Raw genomic sequence first — 25589 nt, forward strand, 5'->3', positions numbered from 1 at the left:
GGGAGACCCGCGTCACGGTGGCAGCGCCGCGCAGCGGGTGTTGTCGTCGCGTCCCTGATGTGCGCGCTCGCGGCCTGTGGGGGCGGGTCCGACGCCGACCGCGCGGCCCCCACCGTGACCTGGTTCGTGGGTCCGGACCGGCTCGACGCCGACCTGCTGGCGGCCGCCTGCACCGACGAGGCGGCCGGGGCGTTCACGATCCGGGTGGAGCAGCTGCCCGCCGATGTCACGGATCGGCACGCGCTGCTGGCTCGGCGGCTGCTGGCCGAGGACTCGTCGATGGACGTGCTGAGCCTCGACACCGCCTTCACCACAGAGTTCGCCTCAGCGGGATTCCTCACGCCCGTCCCACCCGCCCAGGCCCAGGCAGCGAGCGAGGGCATCGTGCCGGCTGCCCTTGCCGCAGCGACCCTCGACCACCGGCTCGTCGCCGTGCCGTGGTTCCTCGATCCGCAGGTGCTCTGGTTCCGCGGCAACACCGCCGAGCGGGCCGGGCTCGACCCGTCCAAGCCGATCAGCTGGGACGACCTGATCGCGGGGGCCCAGCGCATCGGCGTGACGGTCGAGATCGAGGACCGCGACGACAGCGGTCTGGCGGAGTGGGTCAATGCGCTGGTGGCCGGCGCCGGCGGCAGCCTGCTGACGGGTCAGGGACGGTCGGCGACGGCGGGCCTCGACTCCGAGGCCGGACGGGCCGCCGCATCCATCGTCGAGCTCTACCACCAGGCCGGCGTCGGGCCGGGGCCCTCGGCCGATGCCCTCACCCGTTTTGCCGGTTCGTCCGGTGGGTTCCTGCTGGCCTCCACGTCGGCGATCGCCGATCCGGCGCTGGCCGCCGTCCAGTCCGACATGCGGGCCACGACCTACCCGGTCGTCGGCGACGCCGTGGTCGCGCCGCTGGCCGGTGTGGCGCTCGCCGTCCCGACGCACGCGAAGCACCCCGAACAGGCCTTCGCCGCCATCGCCTGCCTGACCTCGCCGACGGCCCTGCAGCAGCTCGCGACGGGATCGCAGCACAGCGCGAGCCGCTTGGCGACCTTCGACGATCCGGGCGTCACGGCCGGGTTCCGCGGCAGGGACGCCGCCCTCGCCTCGGTCACGACCGGCGTCACGGCTCCGGCGACGCCGTACTGGGCGCAGGTGATCGATGCGATCGACGAGACCTGGCGGCGCGACGTCAACCAGGACGAGACGCCCGTTGCCTCGCAGGCCGAGGTCGTGGCCGCGATCAGGGGAGAGCTGCGATGAAGGCCTGGCGCTGGCTGATGCCGGCCGTGCTCGTGCTGCTGCTGGTGACGGCGTGGCCGATCGGCCGGGCGGTGTGGCTCTCGTTGACGAGCCGCCCGCTGACCGGAGCGGACGACCGCGGCTTCGTCGGCCTGGACAACTACGTCGACGTCCTCTCGAGCCGCACCTGGTGGCTGGCCGTGGCGGCGACCCTGGTCATCGTGGTGGCGGTCGTGCTCGTCCAGCTCGTGCTCGGGCTGGCCTTCGCGGCCGCGCTGCAGCGCCTGACCGCCGTGTGGCCCGTGACCCGGGTGCTGGTGCTGCTGCCGTTCGGCCTGCTCGCGGTCGTGTCGGCCGTCGTGTGGCGGGACGCCGTCACGACCGGGTTCGTCGCGGACTGGTTCGGCCTCGACGACGTCGGCCAGCTCGGGTCCCTCGTGGGTGTCGTGGCCGGCGAGGTGTGGCGCGGCACCGGCATCACGGCCGTGATCCTGCTGGCCGGGCTGCTGCGGGTGCCGCGCACCCTCATGGCGTCCGCCATCGCCGACGGGGCCACGGCCCGCCAGCGCTTCACCCGTGTCGTCCTGCCGGCGATGGGCCCGGCGCTCGCGGTGGCCACGACGTACCGCGCCCTCGACGCCCTCCGGATGCTCGAGGGGCCGCTCGTGGTCGACGAGCCCGGCGCCACGGTGCGGACGGCACCGTTCCTGGTCTGGGACACCACGTTCAGCTCCTTCGAGCTGGGCCTGGGAGCGACGATGTCGATCCTCCTGCTGCTGATGGCCGCTCTGCTGGCGGCCTTCCTCGTGCCGGTCCTGCGGGTCAGGAGGGTCCTGTGACTCCTTCGGTGCGCTCACGTCTGTTGGCCGCGGCGGCCTCGTTCGCCCTCGGCTTCGCGATCGGCAACTACGGCGTCCTGATGATCGCGACACCCGACCGATGGCTGTGGGTCGTCGTGGCGGTGGCCCTCATGCTGACCGGTGCGCTCGGCGTCCTGTTCGCCGACACGCCTCGCCGCATCTCCTTCTGGGCCGTGCTGGGCGGGGAGCTGTTCATGGTGTTCACGCTCGTCCCGCTGCTGTGGACGTTCCGGGTGGCCACCACGCCGGCAGAAGTGACCCCGCGGACGCTGTGGCCCCAGGACGTCACCTTCGCGGCGTTCGGTGACGCGATCTCGTCGGACGTCCTGCGCGACGCCGCCGGGACGTCCTTGCTGGTGGCGGCGCTCGCGACCCTGATCGCGATGCCGCTGGCGGTGTCGGCGGCCTACGCCCTGGTGCACCTGTCCGCGCCGGGACGCCGCTACGTCTACGGATTCGTGGTCGCGGCGCTGCTGATGCCGGTGCTGGCACTGGCCGGTCCGTGGGCCGACCAGCTCATCGGCCTGGGCGTCTACGGCTCGCGGCTCGCCCTGGTCGTTCCCACGCTGGTCATCACCGTGCCGCTGGCGATCTGGCTGTGCGTCACGGTGTTCCGCGATGCGTCGTGGGGGCTGTTCGACGCGGTGCGCGCCGACGGCGCCACCCGCGGGCAGCTGCTGCGGCTGTTCGCGGTGCCGCAGCTCGGGCCGGGGCTCGTGACGTCCGCGCTCGTGGTCTTCGTGGTCGCCTGCAACGACTTCGCGCTGGGCGCCGGGCTGGCCCCTGACCGCCCGAGCCTGCCGCTGCCGGCGACGCTGCTGCTCGCGGCGGGCCGCGTCGACGGGGCCGGCGCGATCGCCGCGGCGGGCCTGCTGTGGCTCCTGCTGCCCCTTGCCGTCCTGCTCGTCCTCCCGCGCCGGATCAACCACCTCCTCGGAAGGTCCTACCGATGACCTCGATCGAACTGCGTCACATCACGACCGACGGCCCCGGGGCCCGGCCGTTGCTGGACGACATCAACCTGGTCGTCCCGTCCGGCACGACGCTCGCGATCACCGGCCCGGACGGGGCCGGCAAGAGCCGTCTGCTGCGCACGATCGTCGGCCTGGAGGAGCAGACGTCCGGCGACGTGCTGATCGACGACATCGTGGTCAACGCGGTCGACCCCCGCGGGCGTGACATCGCGATGGTGTTCCAGGACTTCGCCCTGCACCCGCACCTGGACGTGTTCGACAACCTGGCGTTCTCGTCGGTCCTGCGCAAGGGATATGACAAGGACGAGCTGTCGGACCGCATCAACGAGGTGGCGGACCTGCTGGCCCTGACCGATCTGCTCGACCTGCGTCCCGCCGAGCTCGACGAGCCGCAGCGCCAGCGGGTCGCCCTGGGGCGCGCGCTCGTCCGTGAGGCGCACGCGTACCTGTTCGACGCGCCGTTCACCGCCCAGCCGGAACGGGTGCGCACCCACGTCCGATCGGTCACGACCCAGTGGCAGCAGGAGGCCGGACGGACGTCGATCTTCACGACCAGCAGCGTCGAGGAGGCACTCAGCTCGGCCGACCGGGTCGCCGTGATGCACCAGGGGTTCATCCACCAGGTCGGGACGCCGCGCGAGCTGTACGACCGTCCGGCCGACATGTTCGTCGCGGGCTACCTGGGCGCCCCGCCGATGAACCTGGTCCCGGCGACCCCCCAGGGCCAGCAGCTCGTGATGCCGCTGGGCACGATGCTGCTCGACGACGCACTGGTCGAGCGCATCGGGGACCGGGGCCTCGTCGTGGCGGGCATCCGACCGGAGCACTGCCACGACGGCACGCACCCGGCCACCACACCCGTGACCGACCGGGTCGAGTTCACGACCCGCATCGACGACATCGAGTGGCGTGGCAGCTCCCAGTTCGCCTACCTCGGCTACGAGATCGCCCCGGAGGTCGAGGCGTCGCTGACCGAGGTCGAGGACCTGCTCGAGTTCGGCCTGTTCCAGAACTTCCTCGTCGCACAGCTGCCCGCTGACAGCGAGCTGCGCGCGGGGATGTCGATCCGTGTCGTCATCCCACGTGGCAGAGTGCAGGTGTTCGACCCCCAGACCGGAGAGAACCTGACCCTGCCATGACCGCCAGTCGCGCCCAGCACGCGCTCGCCGGGGCTCTGGCCCTCGTGTGCGCGGTCGCCTACGGCGCGCTGACGCTGATCCGCTTCCATCGCTTCGCGATCAACTCCTTCGACAACGCGATCTTCGAGCAGGTCATCAAGAGCTACTCGCGACTGAGCACGCCGGTCGCGGACGTCAAGGGCCCCGGCTACAACATCTTCGGCGACCACTTCTCGCCCGTGACGGCGCTGATCGCGCCGTTCTACCGGGCGTTCCCATCGGCGCAGACCGTCCTGCTCGCCCAGGTGGTGCTGATCGCGATCTCGATCTACGTCATCGCGCTGCTGGCGATGCGACGGCTCGGGACGCCCCTCGGCCTGGTGATCGGGATCCTGTACGGGTTCTCCTTCGGCCTCCAGTCCGCCGTGCAGGTGAACTTCCACGAGGTCGCGTTCGCTGCGCCCCTGCTCGCGATGGCCGGCGCCGCCTACGTCGATCGGCGCTACGACCGGGTCGTGTGGTGGTCCCTGCCACTGCTGCTGGTCAAGGAGGACCTCGGTCTGACCGTCGCCGTCATCGGGGCGGTGCTGTGGCTGGCGGGCGAGCGCCGCCGCGGTGTCGTGCTGGCGCTCGTGGGAGTGCTGGGCTCGGCGCTGCTCGTCCTGGTCGTCATCCCGGCGTTCAACGGCTCGGGGGAGTACACGCACTCCACGCTGGGCGAGCGGGGGCTGCTGACGACTTTGTTCGACCAGGTCGACCGCAAGGCGGCGACGGTCCTGCTGACGGTGGGAATCACCGGGCTGGCGGCGCTGGCCTCGCCCTGGGTGCTCCTGATCCTGCCCACGCTCGCGGGCCGGTTCATCAACGACGTGCCGTACTACTGGGGCACGGAGTACCACTACTCGCTGGTGCTGATGCCGGTCGTCTTCGTCGCGATGATCGACGCGATGGTCCGCTGGCCGCGGCTGCGATGGGCGACGGTCGTCGGCGTCGTCGTGAGCGGGTTCATGATGATCAACTCGCCGCTCTCGGTCCTGGTCGAGTCGGAGACGTACGAGGACCCGCCGCGGGCCGACAGCGCCCGGCTCGTGCTGTCACTGGTCCCCAAGGGGGCCAGCGTCGAGGGCGACATCGGGCTGCTGAGCCACCTGGTCACCGACCACACGACCTACTGGGTCGGGACGGTCGGCAGTGGCGACGTGAAGCCCGAGTACGTCCTGTTCGACGTCCAGGCCCCCATCGGCTCACCCAAGGACGTCGCGGCGTACGCCGAGAAGGCCCACGGCGGCACCTACGACGTCATCTTCGAGCGCGACGGCTACGTCCTGGCCCAGCGCCGCTGACGCGTGGGTTGCGCACGCTGACGCGTGGGTTGCGCGGTGCGCAACCCACGCCTCACGGTACGCAACCCACGCGTCAGCGGATGGGGCGGAGAGAACTTCTCAGGGGTGGGTCATGCTCATGACGTCGAGGGCCTTGTCGAGGTCGGCCTCCGAGACCTCGCCGCGCTCGACGAAGCCCATCTCCACGACGACCTGGCGGATCGTCTTCTGCTCCTTGACGGCGGTCTTGGCGACCTTGGCGGCGTTCTCGTAGCCGATGTACCGGTTGAGGGGCGTGACGACCGACGGTGAGGACTCGGCCAGCTCGAGGCAGCGCTCCTCGTTGGCGGTGATGCCGTCGATGCAGCGGTCAGCCAGGACGCGCGAGGCGTTGCCGAGCAGGCGCATCGACTCCAGGATGTTGCGCCCGATGACCGGGAGCATGACGTTGAGCTCGAACGAGCCGGACGCACCGGCGGTCGCGATCGTGGCGTCGTTGCCGATGACCTGGGCGGCGACCATCAGCGTCGCCTCGGGCAGGACCGGGTTGACCTTGCCGGGCATGATGCTCGAGCCGGGCTGCAGGTCGGGCAGGGCGATCTCGCCCAGACCCGTGCGGGGGCCCGACCCCATCCAGCGCAGGTCGTTGCAGATCTTGGTCAGGCTGACCGCGATCGTGCGCAGCTGGCCGGACATCTCGACGAGGCCGTCACGGGCGCTCTGCGCCTCGAAGTGATCGACGGCCTCGGTGATCGGCAGGCCCGTGTTGGCGGCGAGGATCTCGATGACACGCTGCGGGAAGCCGATCGGCGTGTTGATGCCCGTGCCGACGGCGGTGCCGCCCAGCGGCACCTCTGCGGTGTGCGGCAGCGCCGACTGGACGCGCTCGATGCCGCGGCGGATCTGCGCGGCGTAGCCCGCGAACTCCTGGCCAAGGGTGACCGGGGTGGCGTCCATCAGGTGGGTGCGGCCGGACTTCACGACGGACGCGAACTCGGTCGCCTTGGCCTCCAGCGACGTGGCCAGGTGGTCGAGCGCGGGGATCAGCTCATTGGTCGCGGAGGCCGTCGCCGCGACGTGGATCGACGTCGGGAAGACGTCGTTGGACGACTGCGAGGCGTTCACGTGGTCGTTGGGGTGGACGTCCTTGCCCAGCGACTTGGTGGCAAGGGTCGCGATGACCTCGTTGGTGTTCATGTTGCTCGACGTGCCCGAACCGGTCTGGAAGACGTCGATGGGGAAGTGTGCGTCGTACGCACCGGTGGCGACCTCGTCGGCCGCGGCGACGATCGCATCGGCTATGTCCTGGTCGAGGATGCCCAGCTCGGCGTTGGCGGTGGCGCAGGCGGCCTTGATCTGCGCGAGCGCGCGGATCTGGGCCGACTCGATCGGGGTGCCGGAGATCGGGAAGTTCTCGACTGCTCGCTGGGTCTGGGCGCGCCAGAGGGCGTCGACGGGAACGCGGACTTCACCCATGGTGTCGTGCTCGATGCGATATTCGGTCATGGCGGCACGATATCGCTGCGGCGGTGCGCTTGGGGAAGCAGGACGCCGCTCGGGTCAGAACGCCGAGATGGTCGCGGGGGCGCGCTGCGGCCGACTGAGTGCCCGCACGAGCGCGCTCTGGCCGCGACGCCGCAGCGCCACCCCGGCGAGCAGCTGGACGATGTGCTCCGCCACGACGGCGGGGAAGACCACCGGTTCGGCGTCGATGCTGGCGGCGAGGTCGTCGCTGTGGACGACCAGCTCCATCGCCCGGGTCACGAGGAAGTCATCGGTGCCCAGCGACCAGCCCTGCCACGGGATCAGCACGGTGTCGGGGTCGCGCGTGGCACCCAGCGCAGCGGGGAGCTGCCTGATCAGCGGCTCGATCTCGGACAGCACCGTGTCGGGGCCGGTGTGGGCGGCGGTGTTGCCTTCGTCGCGGATCGACGTGTTCGCCTCGTCGTGCGGCTCAGCGCTGACCCAGGCGGCCCGGGCGTAGTGGTCCAGCAACGAGATGGGTGCCTCGTGGGCTGGGGGCCGTGACAGCAGGGTGGTGACGTGCCGGATCTGTGCCAGCAGGTGATGCGTGAGACCCCCGACCGTCATGCCTGCGCACGCGCTCTCGAGGTGCCATGTAGCGGTCACCTCCTGCCTGCTCGCCAGCTCGTGGGCGATCCGGCAGGCGGCAACGAACTCGTCACGGTCCAGAGGCTCCATGCCCCGGACGCTAGTCGCCGGGCCCGACGTCGTCACCCCCGACGGCCGGTGAGGATCCAGTAGTGCTCGCGCCTGCCCTGGAGCACCACCGGGACGGCCACGGCGTCGACGTCCAGGAGGTGCTCGGCCATCACCCGGCGCAGCTGCTCGGAGTCGGCCATCGACCACACGCACAGCTGTCCGTCCGGCCGCAGCCGCTCGGCGCACGTCGCGACGAAGCCGGGCCCGTAGACCGCTGCGTTCTTGTCGTGGACCAGGAAGTCCGGTCCGTTGTCGACGTCCAGCACGATGGCATCCAGGCTGTGCACCGGTTGCGCGGCGACGACGGCGCGGACGTCGTCGACGACGACCTCGAGCCGTGGGTCGCCCAGCAGATCGGCTCCCGGGATCGTGCCGTCGCGCATCCGGTCGACGATCTCGTGGTGCAGCTCGGCCACCACGACGTGCTCGACATCTGCATCGGCCAGCAGCTCGCGGGTCGTGAAGCCGAGGCCCAGTCCGCCGACCAGGACGCGCCTCGCGCCCCCGTCGAGGACGTGCCGGGCCAACAGCCGTTCCGAGGACGTCTCCACGTCGTCCATCACGAACACGCCGTTGACGCGCAGCTCGATCGCGCCGTCCTCGCGGCGCCGGAGGGTCACCTGGTCCATGGCTCACAGCCTAGGCAGGCGGTCAGGCGGGATAGATGGCCACCTCGCTGGCCTTGACGGCGAGGAAAACCTCGGCACCGGGCAGCAGGTCGAGCTCGGCGACGACCGGCGCGGTCACGTCCGCGCTGATCTGGTCGGTCTGCACCCGCACCTGCGAGCCGTGCGGCTCCAGCTCGCGCACGACGGCCGCGAAGACGTTGCGCGGGCTGCCGGTGGGCCGCTCGCGGTGGACGCTGACCGCGCCGGGGGAGAACACCGCGACGGCCGCAGCGCCCTCGGTGACCGTCGACTCGTCGTGCAAGCCGGCCACCAGCAGCCCGCTGGGCGTGCGGACGGCGCCGCCCTCGACCAGCCCGCGGGCCAGGTTGAGACCGGCGATCCCGGCGCCGAAGGTGCTGCGGGGGCGGGCCAGCACGTCCTTGGTCGGGCCCTGCTCGACGATGCGACCGGACTCCATCACGATGACGTGATCGGCCAGCAGCAGTGCGTCCAGCACGTCGTGGGTCACGATGACCGCGCTGCGGCCGGCCAGCACCCGTCGCAGCACCTGCCGCATCGCCGGGACGACCGTGATGTCCAGTGCCGCCATCGGCTCGTCGAGCAGCAGCAGGCGGGGCTCGGCGGCGAGTGCCCGGGCGATCGCGACCCGCTGGGCCTGACCGCCCGACAGCGCGGACGGCTTGCGGCCGGCCAGCTCGGTGGCGTCGACCCGCTCCAACCAGGTGCGGGCGAGCTCGCGGCTGCGTGCCCGGGACGCTCCGGTGCTGCGCGGCGCAAAGGCGACGTTGTCCAACGCGCTCAGGTGCGGGAACAGCAGCGGGTCCTGGGCGAGCAGCCCGGTGCCGCGCGCATGCGGCGGCAGCCACGTCCCCGAGGCGGTGTCGAACAGCGTTGCGTCGTCCAGCGTCGCGCGGCCCGCGTCGGGGCGCAGGATGCCCGCGATCACGGCGAGCAGGGTCGACTTGCCGGAACCGTTGGGTCCCAGGATCGCGACCGTGTGCCCACCCTGGACGTCGATCGAGACGTCCAGGCCCCGGGCCGCGACCGTCGCCGTCAGGTGCAGGCTCACGGGGCATCGCTCCTGGTGCCGCGGACCAGCCCGATGACCAGCACCGCCACGACGACCAGCACCAGCGACAGCGCCACCGCGGCATCGGGATCGGACTCGCGCTGCAGGTAGATCTCCAGCGGAAGGGTCCGGGTCACGCCCTCCAGGCTGCCGGCGAAGGTGATCGTCGCGCCGAACTCGCCCAGGGCGCGGGCGAACGACAGCACGGCGCCCGCGGCCAGCCCGGGCAGCACCAGCGGCAGGGTGACGCGGCGCAGGACGGTCGTGGGACGCGCGCCCAGCGTCGCGGCGACGATCTCGTACCGATCGCCGGCCGTCCGCAGGCTGCCCTCGAGGCTGACGACCAGGAACGGCAGCGACACGAAGGTCTGCGCGATCACGACCGCGGTGGTCGAGAACGCGATCTGCAGGCCCAGCACCTCGATCGTGTGGCCCAGCAGCCCCTGCCGACCGAAGGTGTACAGCAGCGCGATGCCGCCGACCACCGGTGGCAGCACCAGCGGCAGCAGGACGAGCGAGCGCAGCAGCGACTGCCCCCTGAACGAGGTCCTGGCCAGGACCAGGGCCATCGGCACGCCGAGCACGATGCACAGCAGCGTGGCCGTCGCGGAGGTCCGCAGGCTCAGCAGGAGGGCTGCCCGCGACGACTCGGAGGTGATGAGCGACCAGAACTGGCTCCACTCGACCCGAGAGGCCAGCGCGACGAGCGGCAGCACGATGAACAGGGCGCCGGCAGCGGCGGGCACGAACACCCACCGGGGCACGCCGGAGTGCTGCGGGGACGACATGGGCGCCTAGGGTGCGCCGAACCCGGCGGCGGCGAGGATCGCCTGTCCCTCGGGCCCGGTGACGAAGTCGGTGAACGCCTCGGCCGTTCCAGCATGGTCGCTGCGCCGGACGGTCGCGATCGGATAGGTGTTGACGACCTCGGACGACTCGCCGAACGGGACCCCCTGGACCTTCTTGCCGGCGGCCTTCACGTCGGTGACGTAGACCAGGCCCGCATCGGCCTCGCCGGACAGGATCTTGCCGAGGACGTCGGTGACCGACTGCTCCTCGCTGACCGGCTCGATGTCGACGCCGGACTCCTTCTCGACGGCCTCGGTCGCGGCACCGCACGGCACCGTGGGCGCGCAGACGACGACCTTGACGTCGGGGGAGGCCAGATCGGCCAGCGTCCGGATCCCGGCCGGGTTGTCCGGCGGCGTGGCGATCTCCAAGGTGTTGCTCGCGAAGTCGCGCGCGTCACCGTCCAGGACGCCCGCTACTCGCGCGGTGTCCATCGTGGCCTCGTCGGCGGACGCGAAGACGTCGGCCGGTGCGCCCTGTTGCAGCTGGGCCAGCAGGTCGGAGGAGCCGGCGAAGCTGAAGCGCACCGTGACCTCGGGGTTCTGCTTCTCGAACGCTGCGCCGATCCGGGTGAACGAGCCCTTCAGCGACGCGGCGGCGAACACCGTCAGCGTCTCGGGCGCAGGCGAACCGTCGACGTCCTTGATGCCGTCGTTGGAGCAGGCGGCGAGCGTCGTGGTCAGCACGACCGCCACCAGAGCAGCTGCCAAGCCCTTCATCCGAACGTCTCCAGCGACTCGATGATGACGTTGGTCGACTTGATGACGGCCACGGCGACGGACCCCGGCTCGAGCCCGAGCTCGTCGACGGCCTCGCTGCTCATCAGCGACACGACGCGGAAAGGGCCGCACTGCATCTCGACCTGCGCCATGACCGTGTCGGCCTTGACCGCGGTCACCAGTCCCACGAACCGGTTGCGGGCGGAGCTCTGGCTGCCGGACGGCTCGGCGACCGACCGTGCCTTGGCGAACTCGGCGAGCTCGCGGCCCTCGATGGCCATCCGCCCCGACGCGTCGGTGACCGACGTCAGCGCTCCGCCGCTGATCCAGCGGCGGACGGTGTCATCGCTGACCCCGAGGAAGCGGGCCGCGTCCGAGATCCGCACATGCGCCATGAATGGCACTCTAGAGCATCATCTGCGGAGGTCGGGGCGATGTCACTCCGCAGCCGGGCCGCCGATCCCGGCTGCGCGGGCGCGCTCCATGTCATCGGCCAGCCGGGGCTGCTGGTACGGCCCGGGTGCACGGAGGTGGTCGATGACGTTCTGCACCGACACCGGGTCCTTGTCCTGGCTCATCTTGATCTTGCACTCGAACCGGTCGACCGGGATGCGCAGGCCGACCGTGCCGCGGGCCACCGGCGCGCTGGACTCGCGGTCCAGCCACATCGGCTCGTCGACGTGCTGCTCGAAGTGGGCCGTGAGCCGGGTGAGGACGTCCAGGTTCTCGTCCGCGTCCAGGATCCGCGGCGTCCCCCAGCAGTGCAGCGCGCTGAAGTTCCACGTCGGGATGCGGCTCGAGCCGGGGGCGTACCAGCTCGGTGACACATAGCCGTGGGCTCCTTCGAACACCACGAGCACCTCGTGCTCACCGAGGCCGTGCAGCTTCTCGTCGGGTCGTCCGACGTGGGTCACCAGCGTCAGCCCGTCGGCCGCCTCGTCCAGCAGGACGGGGTAGCGCGACGCGACCAGCTGGCCGTCGTGATGGCTGATCAGCATCGCCCACGGGTTCTCGGCGATGAGCTGACGGGCCACCTGCTCGTCCGTGGTCGCGTACTGCGGGTTGGGCCTCATCGCGTCGCACCGCCGTGGACCCGCTCGGTCGTCCGGACGATGGCGTCGATGACGGTCGAGTACAGCTGCACCGGCAGGTCGTGCGCCATGCCGGCGATCTCGAGGTGCTCCGCGCCCGGGATCGCGTCGGCCGTGGCCTTGCCGCCCGAGCGGTGCACGAGCACGTCGCTCAGGCCGTGGATCACCAGCGCCGGCAGCTCGAGCCGGCGCAGGGCCTCGGTGCGGTCCGGCTGCGTCAGGATCGCCAGCATCTGCCGGGTGACACCACTGGCGGTCCAGCCACGGTCGTACGTCTCGAAGGCGCGGGCGCGCGCCGACTCCTCGTCGGTCGGGAAGGCGGGGGAGCCGATGACCTTAGAGCCCTTCAGGGACCGCTCGACATATGACTCACGGGTGCGCCCGGCCGGCGACAGCATCACCGGGTAGACCTTGGGGTGCTGGAAGCCGACGGTGCGGCGCCCCGTCGTGGACATGATCGAGGTCAGCGACAGGGCCCGCGAGGGATGCTCGATCGCGATCGTCTGGGCGATCATGCCGCCCATCGAGATGCCGACCAGATGGGCGCGCTCGATGCCCAGGTGGTCGAGCAGGCCCAGCGCGTCGCCGGCCAGGTCGCTCAGCGTGTAGGGCGGAGTGACCCGTCCCAGCACCGGGAGACCGGTGAACGCGCGCACGACGTCGACCCGGCTGACCGGGTGCTGCCGCAGCTTGGTCGAGCGTCCGGTGTCGCGGTTGTCGTAGCGGATCACGAAGAAGCCGCGTCCGGCCAGCTGCTCGCAGAACTCCGGGGTCCACCAGCCCATCGGGCCGCCGAGCCCCATGATCAGCAGGATCGCCGGATCGTCCGGGTCGCCGAAGGTCTCGTAGCACAGGTCGATTCCGGAGGGCAGGGATGCGAACAGCTCTCCGGACCGGCTCATGTCAGTGCTCGTAGTCGATCGCGGAGTACGCCTGCAGCTTGCCGAGCTGGTGCTCGCTGGTGATCTTGCGGATCGTGCCGCTGCGCGAGCGCATCACCAGCGACTCGGTGTATGCCTTGCCGGCGCCGTAGCGGACGCCGTTCATGAGCTCACCGTCGGTGATGCCGGTCGCGACGAAGAAGCAGTCGTCGGCGGTGACCAGGTCGTTGGTGTGCAGCACCCGGTCCAGGTCGTGGCCGGCGTCGAGGGCGCGCTGGCGCTCGTCGTCGTCGATGGGCCACAGCTTGCCCTGGATCGTGCCACCGATGGCCTTGATGGCGCACGCGGTGATGATGCCCTCGGGGGTGCCGCCGATGCCGACGAGCAGGTCGACGCCCGTGTCGGGACGCGCGGCCGTGATGCCACCGGCGACGTCGCCGTCGATGATGAACTTGATGCGGGCGCCGGCGGCGCGGATCTCGTCGACCAGGCCCTGGTGGCGGGGGCGGTCCAGGACGCACACCGTGACATCGCTGTTGGAGATGCCCTTGGCCTTGGCGACCAGGGCGATGTTCTCGGCGACGGGCAGGCGGATGTCGACGACATCGGCCGCCTCGGGGCCGGCGATGAGCTTCTCCATGTAGAACACGGCGGACGGGTCGTACATCGAGCCGCGCGGCGCCACGGCCATGACCGACACGGCATTGGGCAGGCTCTTGGCGGTCAGGGTGGTGCCGTCGATCGGGTCGACCGCCACGTCGCAGGCCGGGCCGGTGCCGTCGCCGACCTCCTCGCCGTTGAACAGCATGGGGGCTTCGTCCTTCTCCCCCTCGCCGATCACGACGACACCGCTCATCTGCACGGTGTTGATCAGGGAGCGCATCGCGTTGACCGCGACCCCGTCGGCGCCGTTCTTGTCACCGCGGCCGACCCAACGGCCGGCGGCCATGGCTCCTGCCTCGGTCACACGGACCAGGTCGAGGGCGAGATTGCGGTCTGGCGCCTGGGCGGCGGGCTTGAGGCTGTCCACAGGCTCATCGTAGCGGGCGCGCGCTCAGGGGCTGCCGGCCATGGAGGCAGCACGGCGTCGACGTGGGTCCGCCGCGTAAAGTGGCAGCGCCGACGTCGCTGGGACGTCGCTGCTGTGGAGGTAGACGTTCATGAGCTCGACCACTTCGTCGCGCGGGAATCCCGCGTTCGGCGACATCGTCCGATCGATGGTGGTCATTGCCGTGATCCTGCTGGGTCTGTACGGCGTCGGGCAGCTGTTCACCAACGACGACAAGGTCGAGGCCGAGACCGTCGACTACGCCTCGGTCGTCGCCCAGGCCCGACCGGCGGCGACCTTCCCGCTCGCGGCTCCCAGCGAGCTGCCGAAGGGATGGCGCGCGACGTCCGCCCGCTTCCAGACCAATGGCTGGCACCTGGGCGTGCTGACCGGCAGCGGCGACTACGTCGGGCTCGAGCAGCTGCGGGCCAGTGTCGATCGCTCGGTCGACAAGTTCGCCGACGGCAGCAAGCCCGCCGGCACGGCGGAGGTCGCCGGCCAGACGTGGACCGTGCGCAGCGGACCCAAGGGCCGCTGGACGTACGTCCGTTCCGAGGACGGGCTGACGACGCTGGTCAACACCACGGCGTCCCGCGCGGTGCTCGAGCGCTACATCGCGTCGCTGTCGACGTCCTGATCGTTCCCGGTGGCCTTGGCCAGCCGGGCCCGGGCGCCGTCGAGCCACTGCTGGCAGATCGCGGCCAGCTGCTCGCCGCGCTCCCACAGGGCCAGTGACTCCTCCAGGCTCGTCCCGCCCTGCTCCAGGCGGGACACGACGGCAATGAGCTCGTCGCGGGCCTGCTCGTAGGGGACGTCGGGGGTCCCGGAGCCGTCAGGGGTGGTCTCAGCCATGGTCGCCGTCCTCGGTGGGGGTCGTGGTGGTCGGATCGTTCTGCGTGCTCTTGACCAGCGTGGTGATCGTGCCGTCCGCGACCCGGATCGTGAGCTCGCCATCGGCCGGCACCTGCCGGACGGACGTCACGACGGTGCCGTCGCCCAGCTGCGCGACGCTGTAGCCGCGCTCGAGCGTGGCCAGCGGTGACAGCGCACGGACGCGTGCCAGGTGGTGGACGATCTCGTCGCCGGCGCGATCGAGGCGGTGCCCCAACGAGCGCCGGGCCCGGTCGCGCCAGTCGCGCACGACGTTCTGCTCGGCGTCGACGAGCACACCCGGCTGGGCCAGGACAGGACGTGAGCGGAGATCGGCCAGGCCACGCACCTCGCGCTCGATGCGGGTACGGATCGCGACCGATGCGCGCTCGCGCATCATCGCGACCCCGGCGAGCTCCTCGCGGACATCGGGGACGATGCGCTTGGCGGCATCGGTGGGGGTCGAGGCCCGCAGGTCCGCCACCAAGTCCAGCAGGGGGGTGTCGGGCTCGTGCCCGATCGCGCTGACGACCGGCGTCCGGCAGGCGTGGACGGCGCGGATCAGCGCCTCGTCCGAGAACGGCAGGAGATCCTCGACCGAGCCGCCGCCGCGGGCGATCACGATGACGTCGATCGACGGGTCGCCCGACAGCTCGGCCAGCGCCGCCATGACGTCACGGGCCGAGTCGTTGCCCTGCATGAGCGCGTGACGGACCACGAAGTGGACGTCCGGCCAGCGCAGCCGGGCGTTCTCCAGGACGTCGTGCTCGGCGGCCGAGGCGCGTCCGGTGATCAGGCCGATGCCGCGGGGCAGCAGCGGCAGGGTCCTCTTCAGGCGCGGGTCGAACAGGCCTTCGGCGGCCAGCAGCTGCTTGCGCCGCTCCAGCCGGGCGAGCAGCTCGCCCTCGCCCTGGGGTCGGATCTCCCGCAGGTCGAGGGCGAGGCTGCCCCGGGGCGCGTAGAACGTCGCCTTGGCGTGGACGACGACCCGCGAGCCCTCCGTGACCGGCGCAGGCGAGGCGTCGAGCACCGCGGAACGGCAGGTGGCCTCGATCGAGATCTTGGCCCGCAGGTCACGCAACGTCAGGAAGCAGATGCCCTGACGGCGGGTGAGCTGGGCGATCTCGGCCTCGACCCAGACCGCCCCCAGACGCCCGATGTATCCGTCCAGCAGCTGGGAGATCTGGCGCAGCGGGGCAGGAGTGTCCGCGCTGGTGTCGAGGGCCATGCGCCCACACTAGGACGTCGTGACGCCTCAGCGGGCGGTGGCCGTCGCCATCTTGGCGGTCGCGGTCGAGATCTTCGTGGCGACGTTGCCGGCGGGCCGGCGAACCACGTAGCCGCTGGACCAGATGCTGTGCTTGCCCACGGGGACGCCCGTGCGCTGCGCCTCCCACATCTTGCCGCCGCCGGCGTAGATCGCCGAGTGGTACGCCGTCTTGCCGCGCATGAAGATCATGATGTCGCCGGGCTTCTTCTTGCTCTTGGGCACGCTCTTGCCGGCGGACAGCTGGGCACCGGAGGTGCGGCCGATCTTCTTGCCGGCCTTCTTGTAGACGTACTGGACGTAGCCGGAGCAGTCGAACGAGCGCGGGCCGGCGCCGCCGTAGCGGTAGGCCTTGCCCTTGAGCTTCTTGGCGTGCTTGAGGACCGCGTGCGCGCGGCTGTCGTGCTTGTACTTGACCTTGACGGTGGCGGTGTTGGTGTTGGTGCCGGCGAGTGCGGGACCGGACAGGCCGGTCAGGACGATGGCGACGCCCAGGAAAAGGCTCGCGAGGGCGCGTGAACGCATGCGCATAAGAGGTTCCTTCGTGCACGCCTGTGAAAGATGACCTGTCGGGTTCAGGCGCGAAGGTTGCCTGTCGGTCGGGACCGATTAACCCCAAGGCTCCGCGGGGGAGCCGCCGTGCTGGGTCTTCCATGCCCGTCGCTGGTGAATCGATGAACTGCGGACGTGACGGGCCTCGGCGCGTACGCAGGGTGGCCCGGGGGGAGCCAACGTCGGCCCACGTTACAACGCTGCCCCCGCCATCGCTCGTCGGGATGGTGTGATAAGAATCGCCCGGAACCCTTGGAATGGCAGGGGACAGCCTCTCAGGAATGATCGGGACAGGGCGTCATGGCGCATCGCCTAGGATGGGAGCCATGTCTTCACAGGTCACTCTCGGCATGCCCAGCGTCGGCGGCAGCGTGCTGCTCGCGGACCCGCGCGGTTACTGCGCAGGCGTCGATCGAGCCGTCATCACCGTCGAGAAGGCGCTGGATCTGTACGGCGCGCCGGTCTACGTGCGCAAGCAGATCGTGCACAACAAGCACGTGGTCAACAACCTGGCCGCCCGCGGCGCGATCTTCGTCGAGGAGCTCGACGAGGTGCCCGAGGGAGCCACGGTCGTCTTCTCGGCGCACGGTGTCTCGCCCATGGTCCATTCCGAGGCGGCCGAGCGTCAGCTCAAGACCATCGACGCCACCTGCCCGCTGGTCACCAAGGTGCACCACGAGGCCCGTCGGTTCGCGAGCGATGGCTACCGGATCCTGCTGATCGGCCACGAGGGGCACGAGGAGGTCGAGGGCACCGCCGGCGAGGCCCCCGACCACATCACGCTGGTCCAGACCCCCGACGACGTCGATGACCTGGAGTTCCCCGAGGGAACGCGCCTGTCGTGGCTGTCGCAGACGACGCTGAGCGTCGACGAGACGATGGAGACGGTGCGCCGGCTGCGCGAGAAGTTCCCGCAGCTGGAGGATCCGCCCAGCGACGACATCTGCTACGCCACGCAGAACCGCCAGGTGGCGGTCAAGGAGATCGCCAAGGACGCCGATCTGGTGATCGTGGTCGGTTCGGCGAACTCCTCGAACTCGGTGCGCCTCGTCGAGGTCGCACTCGAGGCCGGCGCCAAGGCGTCCTACCGCATCGACGACGTCTCCGAGTTCGACGAGGCCTGGCTGGAGGGCGTCGAGCGCGTGGGCGTCAGCTCGGGCGCCTCGGTGCCGGACAACCTGGTGCAGGACGTGCTGGCCTACCTCAGCGCCCACGGGCACCCCGACGCCGATGCCGTCCGCACCGCCGACGAGAGCCTCATCTTCGCGCTGCCGCCCGAGCTGCGCCGCGACATGAAGGCCGCCGGCATCCCGTTCAGCTGATCGGCCCCCGCCGGACGAGCCGGACCGAGGATGAGGGTTTGCGGTAGCCCTGGCTGCCGCAAACCCTCATCTTCAGTCCCTGACGACCCGCGCGCTGCCTCCGCCGCGCCGCTTCGGCTCGGCCACGGCCGTGAGCCGGCCGTTCTTGCCGACCTCGATCGTGGCCGCCGCGCCGATCTCAGCGGCGGATGTGAGCTTGTCGCCCGACGGGGTGAGCTGCTGGCCGAACGGCGCCAGCAGCTTCTGGTACTTCGCGATGAACGCCGGCTCGGCCGGCGTCACGGCGGTGTTGCGCTGCGAGGCACGGGGCGCCGCCACGGCCTGCGGCAAGGACATGCCCAGGTCGATCCGGTTCATCAGGATCTGCAGCACCGTCGTGATGATCGTGGCGCCGCCGGGGGAGCCCACGACGTACTTGACCTTGCCGTCCTCGAGCACGATTGTCGGCGCCATCGACGAGCGCGGACGCTTTCCCGGGATGATCCGGTTGGGATCGGCGGGATCGTAGACGGCCGTGAAGTCGGTCAGCTCGTTGTTGAGCAGGAAGCCACGGCGCGGGACCGTCATCCCCGAGCCGCCGGTCTGCTCGATCGTCAGGGTGTACGCCGCGGCGTTGCCCCACTTGTCGACGACCGACAGGTGCGTCGTGGACACGTTCTCGGTGTCCGCCTTCTCCTGGTGGGCGACGGTGCCGCAGGTGCGGCCGTTCAGCGTGCCCGCGGGCACGGGCCGCGTCGATGCGGCCCGGGCGTCGATCGTGCACCGGCGCGAGTTCGCGAACTTCTGGCTCAGCAGCCGGTCGGTCGGCACCTTGACGTACTTGGCGTCGCCCACGTACTTGGCCCGGTCGGCGAAGGCGCGGGCCGAGGCCTCCAGGTACAGGTGCAGGCTGCGGCCGAGACGCTTGCCGCTGCCGAGCTTGTACGTCTCCAGGATGTTGAGCGCCTCGCCGACCGAGATGCCGCCTGAGGACGACGGCGCCATGCCGTAGACGTCCAGGCCGCGATAGCGGATCTTGGTGGGCTTCTGGTTGCGGACGCGGTACCGCGCCAGGTCCTTGGCCGTCATCGAGCCGGCCGGCGCGGGCAGGGCCGAGGCCGGGTCCTTGCGCGGCGACTGCACGACGGAGGCGATCTCCTTGGCCAGGGCGCCGCGGTAGAACGCATTCGGTCCTCGGTCCGCGATCGACGTCAGGGTGCGGGCCAGGTCAGGATTGCGGAACCGGGTGCCGACGCGCGGGGCGTCCCCGCCGGGCAGGAACAGCTTGGCGGTGTCCGGGAAGGCCCTGAAGCGGTCCGCATTGTCGAGCGTCTGGTTGCGGAACGTCTTGTCGACCTTGAATCCCTGCTTGGCCAGCTTGATCGAGGGGGCCAGCGACTGCTTCAGCGAGCGGGTGCCGAAGCGCTTCAGCGCGGTGTCCCACGTGGCCACCGTTCCCGGGACGCCGACCGCCACACCGGACGAGACGAGCTGCGGGGTGAACGGATAGGGCTTGCCGGTCGCCGGGTCGATGAAGGCGTTGCGGCCGATGCCCGCCGGGGCGGTCTCCCGACCGTCGATCGTGCTGACCTTCTTGGTCTTGGCGTCGAAGTACACGAAGTACCCACCGCCACCGATGCCGGCGCTGTAGGGCTCGGCGACACCGAGGGCCGAAGCCATCGCGACCGCGGCGTCCGCTGCGTTGCCGCCGCGCTTGAGCACGTCCCGGCCGATCTTGCTGACGTTGGCGTCGACCGACGCGACCGCGCCACCGGTGCCCCGGGCGGTCGACTTGCTGCTGCCCGCCGCCGACGCGCTGGGCGGCGCTGCGACCAGGACGGCGGCGGCCACGGCGGTCGCGCTGGTGACAGCCACCAGACGCCGGGCGCGGCGGCGCGGTGAGCGGATGTGGACGACGGGCTCGATCATGGCTTCCCCCCGGAAGACGATGGTGACGTCTGCCGAGCGTACGACCGCTCAGCCCTCGTGGCTACCGCTGCGGGCTGAGACAATGGGTCGGTGGAGACCGCTCTGACATTCGTGACCCTGCTGGCCATCGTGGTGGCGGTCAGCGCGATCGCGGACAAGTTCTCGATGTCTCCACCGCTGGTGCTGATCGTGGTGGGGATCATCGGGTCGTACCTGAGCTTCGTGCCGGACTTCGAGCTGACGCCGGAGATCGTGCTGGTCGGCCTGCTGCCACCGCTGCTGTACGCCGCGGCGATCCGGACCTCGTTGATCGACTTCCGCGCCAATCTGCGCCCCATCGCCCTGTTGAGTATCGGGCTGGTGCTGTTCACGACGGTCGTGGTGGGCTTCCTGGTCTCGGCGCTGCTGGACGTGTCGCTGGCGGTCGGGTTCGCGCTGGGGGCGGTCGTGGCGCCACCCGACGCGGTCGCCGCGACGGCGATCGCCCGACGCGTGGGTCTGCCCCGACGCGTCGTGACGATCCTGGAGGGCGAGAGCTTGGTCAACGACGCGACGGCGATCGTCACGTTGCGGACGTCGATCGCGGCGATCGCGGGCACGGTCAGCGTCTGGCAGATCGGTGCGGGATTCGTCGTCTCTGCCGTGGGAGGCGTCCTCATCGGCCTGGCGGTGGCGTTCGTGGTCGGCAAGCTTCGCCGCCGGATCGAGGACAACCAGACCGATGTCGCCGTCTCCCTGCTGACGCCCTGGGTGGCGTACCTGCCGGCCGAGGAGATCCACGTCCCGGGACTGGACTCCCAGCCGTCCGGCGTGCTCGCGGTCGTGGTGGCGGGCGTCATCCTGGGGCACAAGTCACCGCTGATCCAGTCGGGCGGCTCCCGGCTGTTCGAGCGCACCAACTGGGCGACGATCTCGTACGTCCTGGAGAACTCGGTGTTCCTGCTGATCGGGCTGCAGATCCGGTCCATCGTCGACGCGATCGGCGACAGCGATCTCAGCGCGACCCGCATCACCATCTCGTGCGTCGCGGTGCTCGTGGCCGTCATCGTCCTGCGGTTCATCTGGGTGTTCCCAGCGACCTACCTGCCGCGGCTCATCCCGCGGATCGCCGAGGCCGAACCCAGGCCCTCCCCCCGGGCGACCTTCATGGTCGCCTGGACGGGCATGCGTGGCGTCGTGACCCTTGCGGCGGTGTTCCTGCTGCCCGCGTCGACTCCCGAGCGCGAGGTGCTCGTGCTGATGGCCTTCGTCGTGACGGTGGGCACCCTGCTGCTCCAGGGTCTCTCGCTGCCGATGCTGGTGCGGAAGCTCAATGTGCCCCTCCCTGATCGCCACGAGGACCACCTGCAGGAGGCCACGGTCTTCCAGGCCGTCACCGATGCCGGCATGGCCTTCCTGGACGAGCAGCCCGAGGGGTCGGTCTCCGATGCCGTCATGCACCGGCTGAGGGAACGCGCGACCGATCGCACCAATGCCGTGTGGGAGCGTCTGGGCGGCGTCGAGACGCCCAGCGCCCAGTACTCGCGGCTACGGGCGGCGATGCTCGCGCGGGAGCGCGCCGAGCTGCTGCGCCTGCGCAGCATCGGCACCGTCGACCAGTCGGTGCTCGTCGGTGTCATGAACGCCCTCGACGTCGAGGAGTCGATCCTCGACCGCCAGTCCGAGGGCGAGACCACCGCCGACCGCGAGACCGAGCTGCGCCCGACCTACGATCCCGACGGGGCGTGCAAGCACCTGGCAGTGGCCTGCTCCGTGCCGCAGCCCCGCACGCCGAGCGGCTGTGAGGAGTGCCTGCGCGACGGGACGGACTGGGTGCACCTGCGGCTGTGCATGGAGTGCGGGCACGTCGGGTGCTGCGACTCCTCGACGCAGCGCCACGCGACGGCGCACTTCCACGAGACCGGGCACCCGGTGATGCGCAGCTTCGAGCCGGGCGAGGCGTGGCGTTGGTGCTTCGTCGACGAGGTCACCGGCTGATCGCCGGTGGAGCGGGTCAGCGGGCGGGGTCGCCCAGCACCCGCAGCCCGATGGCGGCCAGAGCCAGTGCCTCACCGATGGCCAGGGTCCACCCGTGGTCGATCGTGGCGGCGATGAGGCGGGCGACGGTTCCGGCACCCGGATCCATGCCGCTGACCTGGATGGCGGAGGAGTTGAACAGGCACACCGCGAACAGGCTGAGGACCATCAGCAGCGGCGGCAGCACGCCGGTCGCGAACAGGCCGCGCGCATCGACGCTGAGCGGGGCCGTGACCACGATCAGGCAAAAGCCCACCGAGTAGAGCAGGTCGAGGCTGCCGTCCCACAGGTCCAGCCCGAGGATGACGGCCATCGCGAGGCAGGCGAAGACGATCGCTCCACGGGCACTCGGTTCGGGCCGGGCCGTGCGAGCGGGCGTGCGGGGTGCCGCCTGCGTCATGGCAATGACCGTAGTTCATCCACGAGCTCAGGCGCTGTCATTGCGCGGGGTGTCGTCTCGACGAGTCGCGGCGAGGTGACGGGCGTGTCGGAGACGTGCATCGCGTTGAAACGCCGTGCGGTGACCAGGAAGCGTGCCTCGATCGACCCGACCGCCTCGTTGTACGAACGGACGGTGCTCTCCAGCGACCGGCCCAGCCGGTCGACGTGGCCGGCCACGGTGCCGATGCGCTCGTACATCTCGCGGGCGACGGTCTGGATCTCGCGGGCGTCGGCGGCCAGCTGCTCCTGCGTCCACGCGTAGGCGACGGTGCGCAGCAGGGCGATCAATGTGGTCGGGGTGGCCAGCACGACCTTCTTGGCCGAGGCGTGCTCCAGCAGCGTCGGCTCGACCTCGAGGGCGGCCGACAGGATCGACTCGCCCGGCACGAACAGCACCACGAACTCGGGCGCCTGGTCGAACTGCGACCAGTACGACTTGGCCGCGAGCTGGTCGATGTGGGTGCGCACCTGGCGGACGTGGCGGCGAAGGTGCTCGGCGGCCTCGGCCTCGGTGTCGGCCTGCGCGGCGTCCAGGTAGGCGTCGAGCGGGACCTTGGAGTCGACGACGACCCGCTTGTCACCTGCCAGGCGCACGACCATGTCGGGGCGCAGCACGGAGTCGCCGTCCGTGACGCTGACCTGCAGCTCGAAGTCGCAGTGGTCGATCATCCCGGCCAGCTCGGCGGTGCGCTTGAGGTGCATCTCGCCCCAGCGTCCGCGCACCTGCGGGCGGCGCAGAGCGGTGGCCAGCGAGGCAGTCTCCTTGCGCAGCGAGTCGTTGGTCAGCCGCACCGCGTCGACCTGCTCGCGCAGCTGGGCGTGCCACTCGATGCGGCTCGACTCGAGCTCGCGCAGCCGCTCGCCGAACCGGTCGAGGCTCTCCTTCACCGGTCCGACGGCCTGCGCGGTCGCCGCGGTGGACAGGCTCAGGTCGTGCGCGGACGCGCCGGGCGCCCGTCGTCCGCCCAGGAGATAGCCGATCGACAGCCCCGCGACGAGCGCGAGAAGGGCGGTGAGGAGGAGGGGGAAGGCATCCATGGTCAGAAGAATGCCCACCAGCACCGACAGAACCCGCCCCCGAACCGCGAGTGGTGGATTCTGGGGATTCCGAGACGGCGTGTCGCGCGCATTTGCGCCACTCGCGGCTGGCTTTGCACCACTCGCGGGAAGTCAGCCCTTGGAGCCGCCGGCGACCTCGTAGCTCCAGACCTCGCTGTGGGTCGAGACGGGCTTGGGTGCGTCGCCCCCGGCCCGCTCGGCCGCCGTGCGATGGCCCTCGGCGAAGGACGGCGAGCTCGTCCAGGCCTGGAAGTCGTCCTCACTGGCCCACCGGGTCAGGACGAGCCACTGCGTGCGGTCGTCGGTGGGCTTGAGCAGCTCGAAGCCCTCGAAGCCCGGGGCGCCGTCGACGGCGCCGGCGCGGGCGGCGAAGCGGTGGGCGAGCTCGTCGCCCGATCCCTCGGGAACGGTGATGGCATTGATCTTGATGACAGTCATGCATCGAGTCTCGCACCTGATAGGAACGGGGGATGGACGTCATCGAGACCGAACGGCTCGTCCTGCGTCCGTTTACGCAGGACGACGCACCCGCACTGTTCGAGCTGTTCTCACTGCCCGAGGTCGCGCGCTGGAGCGGTACAGGACAGCCGATGACGGACGTCTCGGAGGCGATCGCACGCATCGAGCGGATGCCCGAGCGTGCCGGTGGCCATCCCGCCGCAGGCCTGTTCGCGACCGTCCGGCGCGGCACCGGCGCCTTCGTCGGGATGACGTTGCTGGTGCGCATCCCGTCGAGCGCGGGCAACGACCGCGAGGACCACGAGATCGGCTGGCACCTGCACCCGGACGCCTGGGGGCACGGGTACGCGACCGAGGCGGCGACGGCGCTGGTGCAGCGCGGCTTCGACGCCGGGATGCCTCGCCTGGTGGCGGTGACGAATCCGGACAACATCCGCTCGCAGGCGGTCTGCCATCGCCTCGGCATGACCGATCTGGGCCTGACGTCAGACTGGTACGACCGGGAGCTGCGGGCGTTCAGCCTCGACCACCGCCGCTGTGATTGACGCTGCCACGTAGGATCGTCCCTTGTGGCTCTCAGCATCGGCATCGTCGGACTCCCCAACGCGGGCAAGTCGACCCTCTTCAACGCACTGACCAAGAACAACGTCCTCGCGGCGAACTACCCGTTCGCGACGATCGAGCCGAACACCGGCGTCGTCGGCGTGCCGGACCACCGGCTGGCCAAGCTCGCCGAGATCTTCGGTTCGGAGAAGATCCTGCCCGCGACGGTGCAGTTCGTCGACATCGCCGGCATCGTCCGCGGTGCGTCCGAGGGCGAGGGGATGGGCAACAAGTTCCTCTCCCACATCCGCGAGTCCGACGCGATCTGCCAGGTCACCCGCGTGTTCCGCGACGAGGACGTGACGCACGTCGACGGCGACGTGAACCCCGCCAATGACATCGAGACGATCTCGATCGAGCTGGCGCTGGCCGACCTGCAGACGCTCGAGAACGCGCTGCCGCGCCTGGACAAGGAGTCGCGCAAGGACAAGTCGCTCGTCCCCGCGTTCGAGGAGGCCAAGAAGGCCAAGGAGGCACTCGAGGCCGGCAATGGCGTGCTCAAGGCCGGGCTCGACATGGAGCTGCTGCGCGATCTGCACCTGATGACCGCCAAGCGGTTCATCTACGTCTTCAACTGCGACACCGACGAGCTGCAGGACGAGGAGCTCAAGGACCGCATGCGCGCGCTCGTCGCACCGTCCGAGGCAATCTTCCTGGACGCCAAGTCCGAGGCCGAGCTCGTCGAGCTGGGTGACGACGAGGACGCCGAGATCATGCGCGCCGAGATGCTGGCCGACATGGGCGTCGAGGAGCCGGGCCTGGACGCCCTCGCGCGGGTCGGCTTCGAGACGCTGGGTCTCCAGACCTACCTCACCGCCGGCCCCAAGGAGTCGCGCGCGTGGACGATCCCCAAGGGCGCGACGGCCCCGCAGGCCGCCGGCGTCATCCACACCGACTTCGAGCGTGGCTTCATCAAGGCCGAGATCGTCTCGTTCGACGACCTCGTCGAGGCCGGCTCGATGGCCGCTGCCAAGAGCGCCGGCAAGGTGCGCATGGAGGGCAAGGAGTACGTCATGGCCGACGGCGACGTGGTGGAGTTCCGCTTCAACGTCTGAATTGACGCTGAGGCGGGATCAGTCTTC

The 25589-nt window shown here is 70.5% G+C and carries 27 protein-coding genes and 1 riboswitch; of the genes, 10 read left to right on the top strand and 17 right to left on the bottom strand.

The window, feature by feature from the left end; all coding sequences use genetic code 11:
* The first annotated feature begins 114 nt into the window (after window positions 1–114).
* The 5 genes from NQV15_RS04050 to NQV15_RS04070 are packed head-to-tail and all read left to right on the top strand — an operon-like array spanning window position 115 to window position 5522.
* On the top strand, window positions 115–1248 hold the full coding sequence (locus tag NQV15_RS04050; RefSeq protein ID WP_232398317.1) for an extracellular solute-binding protein: 1134 nt from the start codon (window positions 115–117) through the stop codon (window positions 1246–1248).
* Complete coding sequence (locus NQV15_RS04055; RefSeq protein WP_232398318.1) at window positions 1245–2066, top strand: carbohydrate ABC transporter permease; 822 nt, start codon at window positions 1245–1247, stop codon at window positions 2064–2066. The genes NQV15_RS04050 and NQV15_RS04055 overlap by 4 nt, the downstream gene beginning before the upstream one ends.
* A gap of 8 nt (window positions 2067–2074) precedes the next feature.
* Window positions 2075–3040 (top strand): carbohydrate ABC transporter permease, encoded by a 966-nt coding sequence (locus NQV15_RS04060; RefSeq protein WP_232398319.1) that lies wholly within the window; start codon window positions 2075–2077, stop codon window positions 3038–3040.
* Window positions 3037–4200, top strand: a complete 1164-nt coding sequence (locus NQV15_RS04065) for an ABC transporter ATP-binding protein (protein WP_232398320.1) — start codon at window positions 3037–3039, stop codon at window positions 4198–4200. The genes NQV15_RS04060 and NQV15_RS04065 overlap by 4 nt, the downstream gene beginning before the upstream one ends.
* A complete protein-coding gene (locus NQV15_RS04070; protein WP_232398321.1) occupies window positions 4197–5522 on the top strand; it encodes a DUF2079 domain-containing protein in 1326 nt (441 codons plus the stop codon). The genes NQV15_RS04065 and NQV15_RS04070 overlap by 4 nt, the downstream gene beginning before the upstream one ends.
* Window positions 5523–5621: 99 nt before the next feature.
* On the opposite strand, the gene NQV15_RS04075 is transcribed toward NQV15_RS04070, so the two are convergent.
* From NQV15_RS04075 to glpX, 10 genes are read right to left on the bottom strand one after another with little or no spacing between them, the layout of a single operon-like run.
* A complete protein-coding gene (locus NQV15_RS04075; RefSeq protein WP_232398330.1) occupies window positions 5622–7007 on the bottom strand; it encodes a class II fumarate hydratase in 1386 nt (461 codons plus the stop codon).
* Window positions 7008–7061: 54 nt separating this feature from the next.
* Window positions 7062–7703, bottom strand: coding sequence for a maleylpyruvate isomerase N-terminal domain-containing protein (locus NQV15_RS04080; RefSeq protein WP_232398331.1), 642 nt, complete (start codon window positions 7701–7703; stop codon window positions 7062–7064).
* Window positions 7704–7735: 32 nt separating this feature from the next.
* On the bottom strand, window positions 7736–8353 hold the full coding sequence (locus tag NQV15_RS04085; RefSeq protein ID WP_232398332.1) for a spermine/spermidine synthase domain-containing protein: 618 nt from the start codon (window positions 8351–8353) through the stop codon (window positions 7736–7738).
* A gap of 22 nt (window positions 8354–8375) precedes the next feature.
* Complete coding sequence (locus NQV15_RS04090; RefSeq protein ID WP_232398333.1) at window positions 8376–9422, bottom strand: sulfate/molybdate ABC transporter ATP-binding protein; 1047 nt, start codon at window positions 9420–9422, stop codon at window positions 8376–8378.
* Window positions 9419–10210 carry an ABC transporter permease gene (locus NQV15_RS04095; protein ID WP_232398334.1) on the bottom strand — a complete coding sequence of 264 codons (792 nt, stop codon included), beginning with the start codon at window positions 10208–10210 and terminating at the stop codon, window positions 9419–9421. The genes NQV15_RS04090 and NQV15_RS04095 overlap by 4 nt, the downstream gene beginning before the upstream one ends.
* Window positions 10211–10216: 6 nt before the next feature.
* On the bottom strand, window positions 10217–10990 hold the full coding sequence (gene modA / locus NQV15_RS04100) for a molybdate ABC transporter substrate-binding protein (RefSeq protein ID WP_404801318.1): 774 nt from the start codon (window positions 10988–10990) through the stop codon (window positions 10217–10219).
* Window positions 10987–11385: a TOBE domain-containing protein gene (locus NQV15_RS04105; RefSeq protein WP_232398336.1), complete on the bottom strand. Its 399-nt coding sequence runs from the start codon at window positions 11383–11385 to the stop codon at window positions 10987–10989. Before NQV15_RS04105 ends, modA begins: the two co-directional genes overlap by 4 nt.
* A 42-nt stretch (window positions 11386–11427) precedes the next feature.
* Window positions 11428–12063 carry an FMN-binding negative transcriptional regulator gene (locus tag NQV15_RS04110; RefSeq protein WP_232398337.1) on the bottom strand — a complete coding sequence of 212 codons (636 nt, stop codon included), beginning with the start codon at window positions 12061–12063 and terminating at the stop codon, window positions 11428–11430.
* On the bottom strand, window positions 12060–12983 hold the full coding sequence (locus tag NQV15_RS04115; protein WP_232398338.1) for an alpha/beta fold hydrolase: 924 nt from the start codon (window positions 12981–12983) through the stop codon (window positions 12060–12062). Before NQV15_RS04115 ends, NQV15_RS04110 begins: the two co-directional genes overlap by 4 nt.
* Window position 12984: 1 nt before the next feature.
* On the bottom strand, window positions 12985–13992 hold the full coding sequence (gene glpX, locus NQV15_RS04120; protein ID WP_232398339.1) for a class II fructose-bisphosphatase: 1008 nt from the start codon (window positions 13990–13992) through the stop codon (window positions 12985–12987).
* Between the two features lie 130 nt (window positions 13993–14122).
* Between glpX and NQV15_RS04125 the strand changes: the two genes are divergently transcribed.
* Window positions 14123–14647, top strand: coding sequence for a DUF4245 domain-containing protein (locus tag NQV15_RS04125; RefSeq protein WP_232398340.1), 525 nt, complete (start codon window positions 14123–14125; stop codon window positions 14645–14647).
* Here NQV15_RS04125 and NQV15_RS04130 read toward each other — a convergent pair.
* From NQV15_RS04130 to NQV15_RS04140, 3 genes are read right to left on the bottom strand one after another with little or no spacing between them, the layout of a single operon-like run.
* Window positions 14620–14862: an exodeoxyribonuclease VII small subunit gene (locus NQV15_RS04130; RefSeq protein WP_232398341.1), complete on the bottom strand. Its 243-nt coding sequence runs from the start codon at window positions 14860–14862 to the stop codon at window positions 14620–14622. The genes NQV15_RS04125 and NQV15_RS04130 overlap by 28 nt on opposite strands.
* Window positions 14855–16108 (bottom strand): exodeoxyribonuclease VII large subunit, encoded by a 1254-nt coding sequence (xseA, locus tag NQV15_RS04135; RefSeq protein WP_232398342.1) that lies wholly within the window; start codon window positions 16106–16108, stop codon window positions 14855–14857. Before xseA ends, NQV15_RS04130 begins: the two co-directional genes overlap by 8 nt.
* A 27-nt stretch (window positions 16109–16135) precedes the next feature.
* A complete protein-coding gene (locus NQV15_RS04140) occupies window positions 16136–16678 on the bottom strand; it encodes a C40 family peptidase (protein WP_232398343.1) in 543 nt (180 codons plus the stop codon).
* Between the two features lie 3 nt (window positions 16679–16681).
* Window positions 16682–16860, bottom strand: a riboswitch (cyclic di-AMP (ydaO/yuaA leader).
* A gap of 165 nt (window positions 16861–17025) precedes the next feature.
* Between NQV15_RS04140 and NQV15_RS04145 the strand changes: the two genes are divergently transcribed.
* Window positions 17026–18021 (top strand): 4-hydroxy-3-methylbut-2-enyl diphosphate reductase, encoded by a 996-nt coding sequence (locus tag NQV15_RS04145; protein ID WP_232398344.1) that lies wholly within the window; start codon window positions 17026–17028, stop codon window positions 18019–18021.
* 72 nt (window positions 18022–18093) lie between these two features.
* Here the strand turns inward: NQV15_RS04145 and ggt are convergent, their stop codons facing one another.
* The gene (gene ggt / locus NQV15_RS04150) at window positions 18094–19929 is read right to left on the bottom strand and encodes a gamma-glutamyltransferase (RefSeq protein WP_232398345.1); all 1836 of its coding nucleotides are present in this window, start codon (window positions 19927–19929) and stop codon (window positions 18094–18096) included.
* Between the two features lie 90 nt (window positions 19930–20019).
* On the opposite strand from ggt, the gene NQV15_RS04155 reads away from it, so the two are divergent.
* On the top strand, window positions 20020–21906 hold the full coding sequence (locus NQV15_RS04155; RefSeq protein WP_232398346.1) for a Na+/H+ antiporter: 1887 nt from the start codon (window positions 20020–20022) through the stop codon (window positions 21904–21906).
* 16 nt (window positions 21907–21922) lie between these two features.
* Here NQV15_RS04155 and NQV15_RS04160 read toward each other — a convergent pair whose 3' ends face one another.
* From NQV15_RS04160 to NQV15_RS04170, 3 genes are all read right to left on the bottom strand, one after another.
* Entirely contained in the window at window positions 21923–22345 is a 423-nt protein-coding gene (locus tag NQV15_RS04160) for a DUF6542 domain-containing protein (RefSeq protein ID WP_232398347.1), read from the bottom strand.
* Window positions 22342–23424 carry a DNA recombination protein RmuC gene (locus NQV15_RS04165; RefSeq protein ID WP_232398348.1) on the bottom strand — a complete coding sequence of 361 codons (1083 nt, stop codon included), beginning with the start codon at window positions 23422–23424 and terminating at the stop codon, window positions 22342–22344. Before NQV15_RS04165 ends, NQV15_RS04160 begins: the two co-directional genes overlap by 4 nt.
* A gap of 132 nt (window positions 23425–23556) precedes the next feature.
* Window positions 23557–23883 carry an antibiotic biosynthesis monooxygenase family protein gene (locus tag NQV15_RS04170; protein WP_232398349.1) on the bottom strand — a complete coding sequence of 109 codons (327 nt, stop codon included), beginning with the start codon at window positions 23881–23883 and terminating at the stop codon, window positions 23557–23559.
* Window positions 23884–23915: 32 nt separating this feature from the next.
* Here NQV15_RS04170 and NQV15_RS04175 point away from each other — a divergent pair, with 32 nt between their 5' ends.
* Together NQV15_RS04175 and ychF are read left to right on the top strand one after the other, a co-directional pair.
* Window positions 23916–24449, top strand: a complete 534-nt coding sequence (locus NQV15_RS04175; RefSeq protein WP_232398350.1) for a GNAT family N-acetyltransferase — start codon at window positions 23916–23918, stop codon at window positions 24447–24449.
* A gap of 24 nt (window positions 24450–24473) precedes the next feature.
* The gene (gene ychF, locus NQV15_RS04180; RefSeq protein WP_232398351.1) at window positions 24474–25562 is read left to right on the top strand and encodes a redox-regulated ATPase YchF; all 1089 of its coding nucleotides are present in this window, start codon (window positions 24474–24476) and stop codon (window positions 25560–25562) included.
* Window positions 25563–25589 lie beyond the last annotated feature (27 nt).

It is taken from the genome of Aeromicrobium wangtongii (assembly GCF_024584515.1).
GTDB lineage: Bacteria > Actinomycetota > Actinomycetes > Propionibacteriales > Nocardioidaceae > Aeromicrobium > Aeromicrobium wangtongii.